Source organism: Janthinobacterium sp. SUN206, from assembly GCF_030587305.1.
GTDB lineage: Bacteria > Pseudomonadota > Gammaproteobacteria > Burkholderiales > Burkholderiaceae_D > Janthinobacterium > Janthinobacterium kumbetense.
On record NZ_JAPWIB010000006.1, the window covers coordinates 108,022 to 123,557 of the forward strand.

The window sequence follows — 15,536 nt, forward strand, 5'->3', positions numbered from 1 at the left end:
CCAGAAGATCATGAAGAAATTGTGGCAATTGGCCGTGCTCGGCGCCGGGTTGGCTGCCGGGGAAGCATGCGCCGGCGTACCTGAGGGAATGGCGGCTTTCCAGCGCGGGCGTTGCATCGATGCCGTGGCGCAATTGCGGGGACCGGCACTGGGCGGCAATATCAAGGCGCAAAAGGTTCTCGGCGATATCTACCTGGGCGAGGAGCGATGTGCGGACGTGGCGCGCAGCGATGCCGAAGCCGGGCGCTGGTATCTGCTGGCTGCGAAGGGCGGCGATCGCGTTGCGCAGGAGGCACTGGTTTCCCTGTATACGAGCTGGTCGGGCAGCCTGCGCAATCCGGCGCGCGCGCTGCCCTGGCTGCGCAGTCTGGCATCGCAGGGCGCCGGCGAACCGATGGCGCAACTGGCGCAAATGTATGAACGGGGCGAAGGCGTGCCGGCCGACAAGGTGGTGTCGTATGCGCTCAGACTGCTGGCGCTGCAAGACAAGAAATGGAAGGGCGCGGCCGAGCTGGAGACGTATCTGCCGGCGCGCCGCCGCGCGATGTCGCCGGACCAGGTCGACGAGGCCGTGCGCCTGGCCGGCCGCTGGAAGCGCGGCGCGTCCCTGCCGGCGACGTCGCAGACGGGACGGCGCTCGCCGCAGGACTGGTACCGCCGCGCCGCCGAGGGCGGCGACATGGACGCCGCCTACCAGCTGGGCATGCTGTGCTGCAACGGGGCAGATGGCCTGGATGAAAAGGAGGCCGCCCGCTGGCTGCGCAAGGCGGCCGAAAGCGGCAACGCCAAGGCCCAACTGCAGCTGGCCACGGTGTACGGCCTGGATCGGGGCGTGCCGCAGGACTATGTGCTCGCTTCCATGCTGAGCCAGCTGGCGGCGGCGGGCGGGGAAGCGGGGGCCGCCGCCGCCGTGGCCGGCTGGGGAAAGGCGATGAACGCGGCGCAAAACGCCGAGGCGGACCGGCTGGCGCGGGCGTGGAAGGTGGGCATGCCGCTGCCGCAGCTTACCGTGCACGGCATGGAACGGGTGATCCATTATGTGCGCGAGGCGCGCGACAAGCTGCCGCCGACGCCCGAGGTGCGAGCGCTGTTCGACGCCGCCAGCGAGGGCGATGAAGCCGCTTTCGGCAAGCTGCTGGCCGGCGTCGCCTCGCCGGGCGCCTACCGGAGCGGCGAGAATACCTTGCTGCACGTCTTGATCTTGCCCGCGTACAGCCTGGTCGAAGCGGAACAGGCGTGGCAGAAGGCGCAACCGCGTCTGGACGATGAGTTGCTGCAACAGATGCAGCGGCGGGCGCACCGCGAGGCGCAACGCGAGCGGCACGCCGCGCTGCTGCCGGCCAGGCTGCGCATGATGACGCTGCTGTTGCAGCGCGGCGTGCCGGTCGATGAAGGCACCGGGGGCAGGAGCGTCGCGCCCCTGCACCTGGCGGCCATGTATGGCAACGCCGCGATGGTGCGGCTGTTGCTGGCCCATGGCGCCGACGTCCGGCACTATGGCGCCGGAAACGACACCTTGGCGCCGCTGGAATACGCGCTGCAGCAGGAAGCTGCGGACACTCTGCCGGAATTGCTCGACGCGGATGAGCGTACGGCGAACATGGTCGCCTTGCTGGACGCGGGTTCCGGCCTGCCGTATCTGGTGGGCGACCAGCGCATGGCAGAGCTGCGCCAGGCACAGAAGACGAAAGACGGCGCGGCGCGGCCGGCCGAACGGCCGCAGGCCGATGACGTGCTGTGGAGCCGCTTGCTGGGCCTGACGCGCGGCACCGAAGTGCTCGATAAAATGCTGGCCACCGGCACCACGCCCGAGATCGACGACAAGGGCAAGTCGCTGTACGCCTACGCCGCCGAAGCGGGCAACGCCGGCGCGCTGGACTGGCTCAAGCAGCGCGTGCCCCGGCATGATGCAAAAGGCAATGACCGCTGGCTCGATGCCGCGATGCGCGCCATGTACCAGCACCAGCCGGCGTCCGAGGACGTGCTGCGCCAGTTGGTGATGCCCGGCATGCCGTGGGCGCAAGTCGGCCCCGCAGCCGAAGGGTTGCACATGAGAAAACTGACGACGCTCGATACGCTGCACCTGGAAACGGAGACGCTGCTGTGGCATGCCGTGCGCAGCCGGCGGCCCGACTGGGTCGCCCGCCTGGCCGCGATGGGCGCGCCCGTCGTCAGCGACGGCTATCGTCCCCCCTTGCTCGCGGCCGTCGAAAATGGCGATGCGGCAATGGTCAAGCTGCTGCTGGACTTGGGCGCCGATCCGCTGGGCGGGGAATTCCCCGTCTTGAGGACGGCGCTGAAACTGAAGCCGACGCCGGAAAGCAATTCGGTGCTGACCTTGCTGCTGGCCGCTGTCGCGGCGCGCCAGCCGCCAGCAGACCTCAAGTGGTCGCCGCTGGACGAGGCGCTGCGTTCCGTGCGCGATGCGGCCGGCGTCGAACGGGTACGCCTGATGCTGGCGGCAGGCTTGCCGGCCAGCCAGTTGAGCAATAACGCCGCCATGCTCGCCGTGGCCTCGCCGCAGCGCGCACTGGCGCCACTGTTGCTGGAGCACGGCATGTTGCGGCGCGCCGACGGCGTGCGGCGCGCGCCGGGCGATGCGGCGGTGCTGCGCCAGGCGCTGCGGGCGCGGCGCGGCGATCTGCTGCCGCGTCTGCTGGACCTGGGACTGGACCCGAACTGGCGCGGCGCCAATCAGAAGAGTGCGCTGGAGCAAGCCATCGTCAGCGGCAAGACCGAGGCCGTGCGCCTGTTCATCGCGCGCGGCGCGCGGATCGATGACAGCACGGGGCACGCATGGGGCGGCGCGCTGGACCTGGCTGCCGCCAGCCTCGACGCCGATATGCTGGCCCTCGTCACGCGCGGCTCGACGCTGCCGCTGGACAAGGTGTGCCTGCCGGACACGTCGAACCTGGTCAATATCGTCATGAACGCATCCGACGCGTACTGGAACTTGCTGCTCCAGCAGGGTTTTGCCGCCGCGCCGCAGCAGTGCGAGCACGCCATGGCGCCGCGCCTGATCACCGCCTTTGCCGACGAACCGGGGGGCATACTTGCCGGCTGGCTGGGCCAGCGCTTTGCCGCGCGCCTGCCGCGCCTGGCTGGCGGCCTGCGGCAACTCGCGCCGCAGGACTGGAGCGCGCTGCGCACCGCGGGGCGCAACGACATGCTGGCCATCCTGGCGGCCGGTGGCTGGCGGGTACCGCCGGCCGCGGTTGCGGCCGCGCCCGTACACAAGGACAAGGCTGCCGACCTGGCGCTGCAACGGCGTTTGCCGGGGCGCTATGCGCTGGGGCGCAAGACCGAGGTCGCGTCGCAGATCGTCCTGCGCGCCGACGGGCGTTTCAGCTACGGGATGGTGTATGGCGTCGATGAGCAAGCGGCGCAGGGACGCTGGTCGGTGCTGGACGGCGAGTTGCTGCTGCAGGGCGATGGGGCATCGCCCGATGCGCCATTTGCGTTGTTGCCGCCGCGCCCGGGCGACGCCACCACCGGCCCGGCCCGCATCATCGTCGAGTATCGCGACGAGGCCGTAGCCGATATCGGCCTGGCGGCGCTGGGCGACGCGCCCGCGTTTGCCAAAGGCGTCAGCGGCAAGCAGCCGTGGCAGGTGCCGTTTGCCGGGCAGCTACGGCATCTGGTGCTGTCCCATCCGGAAGCGGGCATCGCCACGGTGGCGCTGCCGGCCCGGCAAGGTCTGTTGCGTTTTGCGCTGTATCCGCCGCGCTCGGGCATGCGCGATTTCCACGCCGTCATCGGCATCGAGGAGGGCCAGCTGGCCTGGAATCGCGATGGGCAAATGCTGTCGTACGACAAGGTGAAGTAAGCGCGGCCGTCGCCTGGGCAGGGCGACCGTCCCGGCATCGGGAGGGGGTCGTAAGCCCGTATTTTGGCGGCCTGGCGAGTCGTTTTACTGCAACAGAACGGGGATCAAGGCGCTGCCGATGCTATAATGCCGGCCTCGGCGCCTCCTGCCTCATCCTTGCGGACGGCGCCTGCAGACGCGGTTGTATCAACGTTTCATATCCAACACGCGCCCGCGTCTCAAGGCCAGCGCATCCGCGATGCCAGCCACCTTCAGCGCGTCCCCTTCGGGCCGGGCGCCTGAGCCACGCGCACCGCCAGCGGTGCACCATTCACGGCGGAATACCGCGCGCCATCGTCTTTATCGGCCGCGCCGCCACAGCTTAGCCAGGAATGTTGTTATCTGGCCCGTCGTCTTTCGATACGGCATGTAACTACGGCGCGCCTTGACGCCTGTGGCCGCGCCATGGCCGCGCGCTTTCCCGGTTTTGCCTTTACAAGGAAACCAGCATGAAAAAACTCTCGATCAGTGTCGGCCTCGTTTCGACCATCGCCACCCTGGGCGCCTTGCCTGCCGCCCACGCCCAGTCGTCAGTCACCCTATATGGCTTGATGGATGCGGGCCTGGTGCAGGAAGGCGGCGTCAGCAAGCTCACCAGCGGCGTATCGGCCGGCTCGCGCCTGGGCGTGCGCGGCACGGAATCCCTGGGCAATGGCTTGCACGCCGTGTTCACGCTGGAAGCGGGCGTCCTGAGCGACTCGGGCCGCTCCGACCAGGCGGGGCAATTGTTCGGCCGCCAGGCGTTTGTCGGCATCGACAGCCCGCTGGGCATGCTGACCGTGGGCCGCCAGTACAACCTGCAAAGCCAGGCGCTGACCGACGTGGCCGATCCGTTCGAGGGCGGCCTGGCCGGCGCGGCGACCAACCTGGCCGGCTATTCGGCCACGCGCATCGACAATACCGTGCGCTACACCTCGCCGGAATGGCGCGGCGTGACGGGCACCGTCATGTATGGTGCCGGCGAGCACACGGGGATTGCGGCAGATCAACGTTCGCTGGGCCTGGCATTGGGTTATGTCAACGGTCCCCTGACCTTGCGCCTGGCGCGCCAGAGCCGTGCCGGCGAACCGGGCAAGGCCGACGTGAATAACACCATTCTGGCCGGCAATTACAACTTTGGCGTGGCCACGGCGTTTGCCGGCTATGGCCGCAACACGGGCGATGGCAGCAGCATGTTCTTTGCGGAAAATCCGTACGGCGCGGCGCAGGCGCCGGCCCAGTCCACCGACAGCCGCGACGCCATCGTCGGCGTCTCCGTGCCGCTCGGTGCGACGACCCTGCTGGCCTCGTATGTGCGCAAGGATGACCGCGATGCGGCCAACCGCGACGCGCAGCAGCTGGCCATCGGCGCCACGTATGCCTTGTCCAAGCGCAGCAAGGTGTATGTTGCCTACGCGCATATCCGCAACCGCAACGACGCCGCCTACATGGTGGGCAATGCAACGGAAGTGGGCAGCGGCAACCGCGCCTTCAACATCGGCCTGCGCCACGCGTTTTAAGCGGGCAGCATGTTGCCTTCGAGCAGCAATGTCTCGAAAGCGGCGGCGGCCAGGGGGCGGCTGAACAAATAGCCCTGCATCTGGTCGCAGCCGTGCTGGCGCAGGAAGTCCAGCTGCTGCGCCGTTTCCACGCCTTCGGCGATCACTTTCAGGCGCAGGCTGTGCGCCAGTGAAATGATGGCGCGCACGATGGCCGCGTCATCGTCACTGTGCGTGATGTCGCTGACGAAGGTTTTGTCGATTTTCAATACGTCGATGGGGAAGTGGCGCAGGTAGGCCAGGCTGGAGTAGCCGGTGCCGAAGTCATCGATAGACAGTTGCACGCCCAGTCCCTTCAGCTTGGCCATGATGACCGTGGCTTGATCCACGTCATGCATGACCATGCTTTCCGTCAATTCCAGTTCCAGATGGGCCGCGGCGAGTCCCGTGTCCGCCAGCGCCTGCGCCACCGCGTGCAGCAGGTTCTTTTGCTTGAATTGCCTCGCCGACAGGTTGACGGCCAGGCGCAGCGGGCCATGGCCGGCCAGCTGCCAGGCGCGCGCCTGGGCGCATGCCGTGCGCAGCACCCAGTCGCCGATGGGCGTGATCAAGCCCATTTCCTCGGCCAGGCCGATGAAGCTGGCCGGCGGAATCCGTCCCAGCTGCGGGTGGGTCCAGCGCAGCAACGCTTCCATGCCCACCACCGTGCCGCTGGCCAGGTCCAGCTGGGGCTGGTATTCGAGGTGGAATTGCCCCCGCTCCAGGGCGTGGCGCAACTCGCTCTCCAATCCCAGCCGTTCCAGGGTGCCCGTATTCATGCTCGCGGCATAGAATTGCCAGTGGCCCCGTCCCTGTTCCTTCGCGCGGTACATGGCGATGTCGGCGTGCTTGATCAGCGTGTCGGCATCGTCGCCATCGTCGGGATACACGGCCACGCCCATGCAGCAGCTGAGGAAAAATTCATATTCACCCAGTTGCAGCGGTTGCGTCACGGCGTCCTGGATGCGCTGCAGGATGGCCACGCCCGGTTCGCCATTGCCATGCTGGGGCAGCAGCAGCACGAATTCGTCGCCGCCCAGGCGCGCCACCGTGTCGACTTCGCGCGTCGCGTCGCGCAGGCGCTCGGCCACGCTTTTCAGCACCAGGTCGCCCGCATCGTGGCCCAGGGTATCGTTGACGAATTTAAAACGGTCGAGGTCGATGAAAACCACCCACAGGGGCAGGCCGCTGCGCCGCGTCACGGCCATCGCCTGCTCCAGCCGTTCGCGCAGCAGGGCCCGGTTGGCCAGGCCCGTCAGGATATCGTGCCTGGCCTGGAATTCCAGTTCCTGTTCGAAACGCATGACGGTGCTGATGTCGTATTGCGCTACGACAAAGTGGCTGACGGGGCCATCGCCATCGTCGCGCACGGGAGCGACGAACAGCTCGCTCCAGTAGCAGCTGCCATCCTTGCGGAAATTGCGCACGATGGCCTTGCCTTCGCGCTGTTCGCGCAGGGCCGCCGTAATGGCGTGCATGTCTTGCCGCCCTTGCTCCGGACCTTGCAAGTCTTCCAGGCGCTGGCCGATGACTTCGCCGGCCGCATAGCCGGTGATGCGTTCGAAGGCGGGGTTGACGTATTCGATCAGGTAGCCGGGCGCGTCGGCGCTGCACAGGATGATGGCATTGGCCGACACTTCGATGATGCGTTCGCGCAGCCGCAGCGACTTTTCATTGTGCATGCGCGCGGCGATGTCTTCGGACAGGCGCAAATTGGCAAACTGCAGCGCCGCCGTGCGTTCGCCCGTGATGCGGGCAATCACGGAATTGCGCGACACCAGCTGATACACATACGCGGCCGCCAGCAGGCTCGACAGCAAACCGCCCAGCAGCACATACAGCGAGCCGCGGTGGTTGGCGTCCAGGCCCATGCCTTTGGCCGGCAGCAGGGCGGCGCCCAAGGTGTGTGCGCTGGCGTGGTACTGCAGCAGCAGCCGGGTGCTTTCCGACTCGATCTGGCGCGCCGAGGCGTAGCACAGGGCCGTCAGACACAGTCCGAACGCCAGGGTGAGCAGGGCCGAAGTGGAAACGGAAATGGAGATGCGCTTGAAGAATGATTGCATGGTGACGTCCCGTGGCAGCGCCGGTGCCGATCCATGATCAGGCAGGCCGGGCAGTGACTGACTGTAGGGCGGGCGGCGAAATACCGTCCGTTCGCTACCGAACGGACGGCCATGCCGGCAAGAAATATAGTCGGGGCACCGTGCCAGCGCTGTGTTACGCTGCACCACATGGCGGCCCTCGTTCGGACGCCTTTCATCGATCCCCTAGCTGACGACTGGAAACCAGGAAACCTGCCCATGTCGAGTCCGCATGCCCAGCTGCACAACCCGAATCAAAACCATTTGCTTGCCGCCATGCTCGACGCCGATTTCGCGCGCCTGGCCCCGTACCTGGAGCAAGTGTCGATGCTGCTCGGCGACGTGATCTACGATTCGGGCGACAAGCTGCAGCATGTGTATTTCCCCACCACGGCCATCGTTTCCATTCATTACCTGCTGGAAAATGGCGGTTCGTCGGAAATTGCCGGTGTCGGCAATGAAGGCGTCGTGGGCGTGTCGCTGTTTATGGGCGGCAACTCGACACCGAGCCGCGCCGTCGTGCAGACGGGCGGCGTCGGCTACCGGCTGAAGGCCCATTTGCTGATGGAAGAGTTCGACCGCGCGGGGCCCGTCATGCGCTTGCTGCTGCGCTATACGCAGGCGCTGATCACGCAAATGTCGCAGACGGCCGTGTGCAACCGCCACCATACGGTGGAGCAGCAGCTGTGCCGCTGGCTGCTGCTGACCATGGACCGCTTGCCGAACCGCGAGCTGACCATGACGCAGGAGTTGATCGCCAACATGCTGGGCGTGCGCCGCGAAGGCGTGACGGAAGCGGCCGGGCGCCTGCAGCAGCACGGCTTCATCAGCTACCGGCGCGGCCATATTTCCGTGCTGGACCGCGCCGGCCTCGAAGGCCATGTGTGCGAATGCTATGGCGTGGTCAAAAAGGAATTTGCGCGCCTGCTGTCGGACGTGCGCCAGCGCCAGTCTTCCTGAAGACCGCACTGCCTCGTATTCTTATCGTTGTCATAGCCCGGGCTACCTCATGCAATCTGTCGAAAACATTCCCCCGCGCGCACCGTCGCGCTGGCCCATGGCGCTGGCGTTTTCCTTCAGCGCCGTCGCGCTGCTGGCCGTCGGCGTGCTGGCCTGGCGCGCGCCGTTCGAGACGGCTTGCGTCATCGACGCGCTGGTCTTCTTGCTGCTGATGCTGCTCGTGGCGCTGTACCGGCGCACGGTGGCGGCCAGCCTGCCGCGCCAACTGCTCAAGGCGGGCGCCTTGCAGGATGCGATCTTCAACAGCGCCAATTTCTCGTGCATCGCCACCGATGCGCAGGGCGTGATCCAGATTTTCAATGTGGGCGCCGAACGCATGCTCGGTTATGCGGCGAGCGACGTGGTGGACAAGCTGACGCCGGCTGGCATTTCCGATGCGCAAGAAATCGTCGCGCGCGCGGCCGCCCTCAGCGCCGAACTCGACACCGTCATCACGCCCGGCGTGGAAGCGCTCGTCTTCAAGGCCACGCGCGGCATCGAAGACATCTATGAACTGACCTACATCCGCAACGATGGCAGCCGCTTCCCCGCCATCGTTTCCGTGACGGCCTTGCGCGATGCGCAGAGCAAGGTCATCGGCTACTTGCTGATCGGCACCGACAATACGGCACGCAAGCAGGTCGAGGCGGAACAGGCGCTGCTGGACCAGCGCCTGCGCGAACAGCAGGCGTACACGCGCTCGCTCGTCGAAACCAACAATGCCGAGCTGAAGAAGGCGCGCCTGGTGGCGGAAAAGGCCAACCGCGCCAAGTCCGAATTCCTGTCGAGCATGAGCCACGAATTGCGCACGCCCCTGAATGCCGTGCTGGGCTTTGCGCAGCTGATGGCGTCCGACGTGCCGCCGCCCACCGTGCCGCAGCAGCGCTCGATCGAACAGATCCTCAAGGGAGGCTGGTATCTCTTGCGCTTGATCAATGAAATCCTCGACCTGGCCATGATCGAATCGGGCAAGGTGACGTTGTCGCAGGAAGCGATGTCGCTGCTCGACGTGCTGCAGGATTGCCAGGCGATGATCGCGCCGCAGGCGGAAAAGCGCGGCATCAGCCTGCATTTCCCCCGCTGCGGCGAAGCCTACTTCGTGCATGCGGACCGCACGCGCGTGAAACAGGTGATGATTAACCTGTTGTCGAACGCCATCAAATACAACCAGGGCGGCGGTTCCGTCACCGTCGACTGCAGCCAGCGCGGCGCCAAGGTGCGCGTCAGCGTGCGCGACAGCGGCGCCGGCCTCGATGCGGGGCAGGTGGCGCAGCTGTTCCAGCCTTTCAACCGCCTGGGACAGGAAAACAGCACGGAAGAGGGCACGGGCATCGGCCTCGTCGTCACCAAGCAGCTGGTCGAGCTGATGGGCGGCGCCATCGGCGTCGACAGCACGGTGGGCGTGGGCACCACCTTCTGGTTCGAGCTGGCCGCCAGCAGCGCGCCGGCACTGATGCTGGGCGACGGCGATGCGCTGCCGCAGGCGCAGGAAGCGCAGGAAAGCCAGCGCACCTTGCTGTACGTGGAAGACAATCCCGCGAACCTGGCGCTGGTCGAGCAATTGATCGCCCGCCGCAGCGACTTGAAGCTGCTGACGGCCATCGATGCGCACCTGGGCATCGACCTGGCGCGCACGTATCAGCCGGACGTGATCTTGATGGATATCAACCTGCCCGGCATCAGCGGCTATGGCGCCCTGCATATCCTGCACGACGATCCGCTCACGAAACATATTCCCGTGATGGCCCTGTCGGCCAACGCTGTGCCGCGCGACATCGAAAAGGGCCTGGAAGCGGGCTTCTTCCGCTACCTGACCAAGCCGATCAAGGTCGTCGAATTCATGGATGCGCTCGACGTGGCCCTGCATTATGCGGCCGCGCACGGCCTGGCCGACGACACTCATGCAGTACGCTAATTCAGCATTTATTTTTAGGAATACCGCCATGCTTCAAGCCACCGAGATCCTGAACGCCAGCATCCTCATCGTCGATGACCAGGAGGCCAACGTCATGCTGCTGGAACAGGTGCTGCGCAATGCCGGCTATACGCGCATCACCTCCACCATGGACCCGCAAGCCGTGCGCGCGCTGCACCAGCAGCACCGCTACGACCTGATCCTGCTCGACTTGCAGATGCCGGAAATGGATGGTTTCGAGGTCATGGAAGGCTTGCGCGACCTCGAGGCGGGCAGCTATCTGCCCGTGCTGGTCATCACGGCCCAGCCGGGCCACAAGCTGCGCGCGCTGCAGGCGGGCGCCAAGGATTTCGTCAGCAAGCCCTTCGACCTGGTGGAAGTCAAGACGCGCATCCACAACATGCTGGAAGTGCGATTGCTGTACCAGAAGCTGGCCGAATACAACAAGTCGCTGGAACAGATGGTGGAAGTGCGCACGGCGGAGTTGCGCGAAAGCGAAGCGCGCTTCCAGCGTTTCACGGAACTGTCGTCCGACTGGTACTGGGAACAGGATGCGCAGGGCAACCTGACGCGCTTTTCCGGCCCCGTGGCTGAAATGCTGGGCATCGGCAGCGAGGAAGAGCCGCAGCGCTGGAACGCGGCCGAGCGTGCCTTGCTCGACGCCAAGATTGCCGCACGGGAACCGTTTCTCGACTTTATCTACAGCCGCGCCAACCTCGACGGCAGCACGCAATACCTGCAGGTCAGCGGCGAACCGATGTTCGACACGGGCAGCCGCTTCATCGGCTACCGCGGCATCGGCCTCGATGTCACGGAGCGCCATCGCAGTGCCTGATTTATACTGGGCGCCATCGATACAGACCAGGAAAAATCATGACCGACAAATCTCCCTCCTACTGGTTCCCCGCCAAGACCTATGGCTGGGGCTGGGGCCTGCCCATCACCTGGCAGGGCTGGCTGGTGTTCCTGGCCGCGCTGGCGCTGTTCGCCTGCGGCGCCTTCCTGTTCCCCCCGCAAACCATGCTGGTCGGCTACATCGTCTATGAAGTGGCCATCGTTGCCGTGCTCATTTTCATCTGCCAGCTGAAGGGCGAACCGACCAGCTGGCGCTGGGGCAAGAAGAAATAAGCGCGCTGCCGTCTGTTGCAATGCAGCAGATGCGCAAAGACGACACCTGCAAGAAATCATCTGGTCACGCGGCGTGAACCGCGTATAATTGGCTCGCTGCCGCAAGGCGGCAAACGCTAGGGGTCCTGCCTTTCGCTGTGGAAACACGGTGCAAGCGCGGGTGAGAAATACCCTCCGAACCTGATCTGGATAATGCCAGCGAAGGGAAGCTTTAGGATGACTGCACCCCGCTTTTCCGCGTGCGCAATTCCGAACCTCCTTAGCTGGCTCCAGGCTTAAAAATAGTCTAGCCAAGGAGCCAAAATGAACGCCAACCCGAAATTCCTCTCCGCCACCGCCACGGTCGACGAAGCCGCCATCGCGCCGCTGCCCAATTCGCGCAAGATTTACGTGCAAGGCAGCCGCCCCGACATCCGCGTGCCCATGCGCGAGATCAGCCAGTCCGACACGGAAGCGTCGTTCGGCGGCGAAAAGAATCCGCCGATCTACGTCTACGACACGTCCGGCCCGTACACGGACCCGGACGTGAACATTGACATCCGCTCCGGCCTCGATACGCCGCGCCTGCCATGGATCATGGAGCGTGCCGACACGGAAGAATTGCCTGGCCCCACCTCCGACTACGGCATCGCCCGCCTGGCGGACCCGAAGCTCGCCGAGCTGCGTTTCAATTTGCACCGCAAGCCGCGCCGCGCCATCGCCGGCAAGAACGTGACGCAGATGCATTACGCGCGCCAAGGCATCATCACGCCGGAAATGGAATTCGTTGCCATCCGCGAAAACATGCGCCGCCAGGAGTATTTGCGCGAACTCAAGGCTTCCGGCCCCATGGGCGAGCGCCTGGCCGACCTGATGGGCCGCCAGCATCCGGGCCAGTCCTTCGGCGCCAGCATCCCGGTCGAAATCACGCCGGAATTCGTGCGCGAGGAAATCGCCCGCGGCCGCGCCATCATTCCCGCCAACATCAACCACCCGGAAGTGGAACCGATGATTATCGGCCGCAATTTCCTGGTGAAAATCAATGCGAATATCGGCAATTCCGCCGTGACGTCTTCCATCGGCGAGGAAGTGGAAAAGATGACCTGGGCCATCCGCTGGGGCGGCGACAATGTGATGGACCTGTCCACAGGTAAACATATCCACGAGACGCGCGAATGGATCGTGCGCAACAGTCCCGTGCCCATCGGCACCGTGCCCATCTACCAGGCGCTGGAAAAGGTCAACGGCAAGGCGGAAGATCTGACTTGGGAAATCTTCCGCGACACCCTGATCGAGCAGGCCGAGCAGGGCGTCGATTATTTCACCATCCACGCGGGCGTGCTGCTGCGCTATGTGCCGATGACAGCCAAGCGCCTGACGGGCATCGTTTCGCGCGGCGGCTCCATCATGGCGAAATGGTGTCTGGCGCACCACCAGGAATCGTTCCTCTACACGCATTTCGAAGAGATTTGCGAAATCATGAAGGCGTATGACGTGTCGTTCTCGCTGGGCGACGGCTTGCGCCCCGGTTCCATCTACGACGCCAACGACGAGGCGCAGCTGGGCGAATTGAAAACCCTGGGCGAGCTGACGCAAGTTGCCTGGAAGCACGACGTGCAAGTGATGATCGAAGGTCCGGGCCACGTGCCCATGCAATTGATCAAGGAAAACATGGACTTGCAGCTGGAACAGTGCGGCGAGGCGCCGTTCTACACCTTGGGGCCGCTGACGACGGATATCGCGCCCGGCTACGACCACATCACCTCGGGCATCGGCGCGGCCATGATCGGCTGGTATGGCACGGCCATGCTGTGCTACGTGACGCCGAAGGAACACCTGGGCCTGCCCAACAAGGCGGACGTCAAGGACGGCATCATCACGTACAAGATCGCGGCGCACGCGGCCGACCTGGCGAAAGGCCATCCGGGCGCGCAAATCCGCGACAACGCGCTGTCGAAAGCCCGCTTCGAATTCCGCTGGGACGACCAGTTCAACATCGGCCTGGACCCGGACAAGGCGCGCGAATTCCACGATGAAACCTTGCCCAAGGATTCGGCCAAGGTGGCGCATTTCTGCTCCATGTGCGGCCCGCATTTCTGCTCGATGAAGATCACGCAGGAAGTGCGCGAATACGCGGCCGGCATGGGCATCGCGGAAGACAAGGCGCTGCAGCAGGGGATGGAGGTGAAAGCCATCGAATTCATCAAGAACGGCGCCGAGCTGTACCGCAAGGTCTGAAGGAGGGCGTGATGACTGCATTGATCGACATCACGCTCAACGGCGCGCCGCACCAGGTGCCGCCGGGGCAAACCCTGGACCAATTGATCGCCGCGCTGTCGCTGGAAAACCAGGCGCTGGCGCTGGCCGTCAACCGCAGCGTCGTGCCGCGCAAGGCGTGGCACGACCGGGTCCTGGAAACGCAGGACCAGGTGGAAATCGTACGCGCGATTGGCGGCGGTTAAGTTGAGAATAGACAAGGAAACGCACATGAATACCGCAACAAACAACGACCTGCTGACCATCGCGGGAAAACAGTACCAGTCGCGCCTGCTGGTGGGCAGTGGCAAGTACAAGGATTTGCCGCAGACGCGCGAAGCGACGGACGCGGCGGAAGCGCAGATCATCACGGTGGCGATCCGCAGGGTGAATATCGGGCAAGATCCGAACGCGCCCAGCCTGCTCGATTTCGTGCCGCCCGACCAGTACACGATTTTGCCGAACACGGCCGGCTGCTACAACGCCAAGGATGCCGTGTACACCCTGCAACTGGCGCGCGAACTCCTGGGCGGGCGCAATCTGGTGAAACTGGAAGTGCTGGGCGATGAAAAGACGCTGTTTCCGCACATGCCGGAAACCCTGGTCGCGGCCGAAGCGCTGGTCAAGGATGGCTTCGACGTGATGGTCTACTGCAGCGACGATCCCATCCAGGCGAAGATTCTGGAAGACATCGGCTGCGTGGCCGTCATGCCGCTCGCGTCACTGATCGGTTCGGGCATGGGCATCCTGAATCCGTGGAATTTGTCCTTGATCATCGACCAGGCGAAAGTGCCCGTGCTCGTCGATGCGGGCGTGGGTACGGCGTCGGACGCGGCCATCGCCATGGAACTGGGTTGCGATGGCGTGCTGATGAATACAGCGATTGCCGGCGCGCGTGACCCCGTGCGCATGGCGCATGCGATGAAGCTGGCTGTGCGGGCCGGGCGCGAAGCTTTTCTGGCGGGCCGCATGCCGCGCAAGTTCGCCGCCTCGCCTTCGTCGCCGATGGCGGGCCGGCTGGCGTGATGGAGCGACGGCGTCCCACCGTGCTCGTGTTTGCCGGCGCCGACCCATCGGGCGGCGCCGGCATCGCCGCCGATATTCTAGCGATTGCGGCGCAGGGCGCGCATGCCTTGCCCGTCATCACGGCGCTGACGGTGCAGGACAACGACCGCGTGTTTGCTGTCGAGCCTGTGGCGCCGGAATTGCTGCGCCGACAGGCGCAGGCGCTGATCGACAAGATCGCCATCGATGTCGTGAAGGTCGGCATTCCCGGCAGCGCGGCGAATGCGGCCGTCATTGCGCAACTGATCGCCCAATTGCGGCTGGTCCGCCCAAGCTTGCCCGTCGTGCTCGATCCCGTGCTGGCCAGCGGCCATGGCGACGTGCTCAGCCGGGACGACGCCGTGCTGGCGCTGGCGCCCTTGCTGCCCGTGACTACCGTCATCGTACCGAACGGGCCGGAAGCGCTGGCCCTCGGTGGCGCAGACAACTTGCGCGCGCAAGGCTGTGGACACGTGCTGGTGACGGGCGGCCACGGCGACGGCGAGGAGATCGTCAACCGCTGGCTGGACGGTGACGGGCGCGCGCGCGAGTGGCGCTGGCCGCGTCTGCCCGGCGAATTCCACGGCAGCGGCTGCACGTTGGCGTCCGCCATCGCGGCCCGCCTGGCGCTGGGCCAGGCATTGCCCGAAGCGCTTGATGGCGCGCAAAGCTATTGCCATGCGGCCTTGGCCGGCGCGTATGCGATTGCGCCAGGTCAACTCATGCCGCAACGATTCATTGAATAAGGAAAA

At 65.3% G+C, this 15,536-nt stretch carries 11 protein-coding genes and 1 riboswitch; of the genes, 10 read left to right on the forward strand and 1 reads right to left on the reverse strand.

The features are described 5' to 3' along the window. The first annotated feature begins 10 nt into the window (after window positions 1–10). Window positions 11–3,826 carry an ankyrin repeat domain-containing protein gene (locus tag O3300_RS26475; protein WP_305054566.1) on the forward strand — a complete coding sequence of 1,272 codons (3,816 nt, stop codon included), beginning with the start codon at window positions 11–13 and terminating at the stop codon, window positions 3,824–3,826. Window positions 3,827–4,314: 488 nt separating this feature from the next. Further along, entirely contained in the window at window positions 4,315–5,364 is a 1,050-nt protein-coding gene (locus O3300_RS26480; protein ID WP_289900425.1) for a porin, read from the forward strand. On the opposite strand, the gene O3300_RS26485 is transcribed toward O3300_RS26480, so the two are convergent. Further along, window positions 5,361–7,445, reverse strand: coding sequence for a bifunctional diguanylate cyclase/phosphodiesterase (locus O3300_RS26485; RefSeq protein ID WP_289906794.1), 2,085 nt, complete (start codon window positions 7,443–7,445; stop codon window positions 5,361–5,363). The genes O3300_RS26480 and O3300_RS26485 overlap by 4 nt on opposite strands. A gap of 237 nt (window positions 7,446–7,682) precedes the next feature. Between O3300_RS26485 and O3300_RS26490 the strand changes: the two genes are divergently transcribed. From O3300_RS26490 to O3300_RS26525, 8 genes are all read left to right on the forward strand, one after another. Beyond that, window positions 7,683–8,423: a Crp/Fnr family transcriptional regulator gene (locus O3300_RS26490; RefSeq protein ID WP_305054567.1), complete on the forward strand. Its 741-nt coding sequence runs from the start codon at window positions 7,683–7,685 to the stop codon at window positions 8,421–8,423. A gap of 49 nt (window positions 8,424–8,472) precedes the next feature. Beyond that, window positions 8,473–10,377 carry an ATP-binding protein gene (locus tag O3300_RS26495; protein ID WP_305054568.1) on the forward strand — a complete coding sequence of 635 codons (1,905 nt, stop codon included), beginning with the start codon at window positions 8,473–8,475 and terminating at the stop codon, window positions 10,375–10,377. Between the two features lie 28 nt (window positions 10,378–10,405). After that, a complete protein-coding gene (locus O3300_RS26500) occupies window positions 10,406–11,212 on the forward strand; it encodes a response regulator (protein ID WP_099665502.1) in 807 nt (268 codons plus the stop codon). Between the two features lie 38 nt (window positions 11,213–11,250). Next, window positions 11,251–11,505, forward strand: a complete 255-nt coding sequence (locus tag O3300_RS26505) for a hypothetical protein (RefSeq protein ID WP_077399591.1) — start codon at window positions 11,251–11,253, stop codon at window positions 11,503–11,505. 108 nt (window positions 11,506–11,613) lie between these two features. Next, a riboswitch (TPP riboswitch) is annotated at window positions 11,614–11,729 on the forward strand. 79 nt (window positions 11,730–11,808) lie between these two features. Then, window positions 11,809–13,722 carry a phosphomethylpyrimidine synthase ThiC gene (gene thiC / locus O3300_RS26510; RefSeq protein ID WP_099665500.1) on the forward strand — a complete coding sequence of 638 codons (1,914 nt, stop codon included), beginning with the start codon at window positions 11,809–11,811 and terminating at the stop codon, window positions 13,720–13,722. 20 nt (window positions 13,723–13,742) lie between these two features. Then, window positions 13,743–13,946, forward strand: coding sequence for a sulfur carrier protein ThiS (thiS, locus tag O3300_RS26515; protein ID WP_369812327.1), 204 nt, complete (start codon window positions 13,743–13,745; stop codon window positions 13,944–13,946). A 25-nt stretch (window positions 13,947–13,971) separates the two neighbouring features. Next, window positions 13,972–14,766, forward strand: coding sequence for a thiazole synthase (locus O3300_RS26520; RefSeq protein WP_289906799.1), 795 nt, complete (start codon window positions 13,972–13,974; stop codon window positions 14,764–14,766). Then, entirely contained in the window at window positions 14,766–15,530 is a 765-nt protein-coding gene (locus O3300_RS26525; protein WP_305054571.1) for a hydroxymethylpyrimidine/phosphomethylpyrimidine kinase, read from the forward strand. Before O3300_RS26520 ends, O3300_RS26525 begins: the two co-directional genes overlap by 1 nt. Window positions 15,531–15,536: the final 6 nt, after the last annotated feature.

What these genes read in the sequence shown, in the direction of transcription:
- O3300_RS26475 (WP_305054566.1), top strand. Translation starts at nt 11, where the DNA reads ATGAAGAAATTGTGGCAATTGGCCGTGCTCGGCGCCGGGTTGGCTGCC.
- O3300_RS26480 (WP_289900425.1), top strand. Translation starts at nt 4,315, where the DNA reads ATGAAAAAACTCTCGATCAGTGTCGGCCTCGTTTCGACCATCGCCACC.
- O3300_RS26485 (WP_289906794.1), bottom strand. Translation starts at nt 7,445, where the DNA reads ATGCAATCATTCTTCAAGCGCATCTCCATTTCCGTTTCCACTTCGGCC.
- O3300_RS26490 (WP_305054567.1), top strand. Translation starts at nt 7,683, where the DNA reads ATGTCGAGTCCGCATGCCCAGCTGCACAACCCGAATCAAAACCATTTG.
- O3300_RS26495 (WP_305054568.1), top strand. Translation starts at nt 8,473, where the DNA reads ATGCAATCTGTCGAAAACATTCCCCCGCGCGCACCGTCGCGCTGGCCC.
- O3300_RS26500 (WP_099665502.1), top strand. Translation starts at nt 10,406, where the DNA reads ATGCTTCAAGCCACCGAGATCCTGAACGCCAGCATCCTCATCGTCGAT.
- O3300_RS26505 (WP_077399591.1), top strand. Translation starts at nt 11,251, where the DNA reads ATGACCGACAAATCTCCCTCCTACTGGTTCCCCGCCAAGACCTATGGC.
- thiC (WP_099665500.1), top strand. Translation starts at nt 11,809, where the DNA reads ATGAACGCCAACCCGAAATTCCTCTCCGCCACCGCCACGGTCGACGAA.
- O3300_RS26520 (WP_289906799.1), top strand. Translation starts at nt 13,972, where the DNA reads ATGAATACCGCAACAAACAACGACCTGCTGACCATCGCGGGAAAACAG.
- O3300_RS26525 (WP_305054571.1), top strand. Translation starts at nt 14,766, where the DNA reads ATGGAGCGACGGCGTCCCACCGTGCTCGTGTTTGCCGGCGCCGACCCA.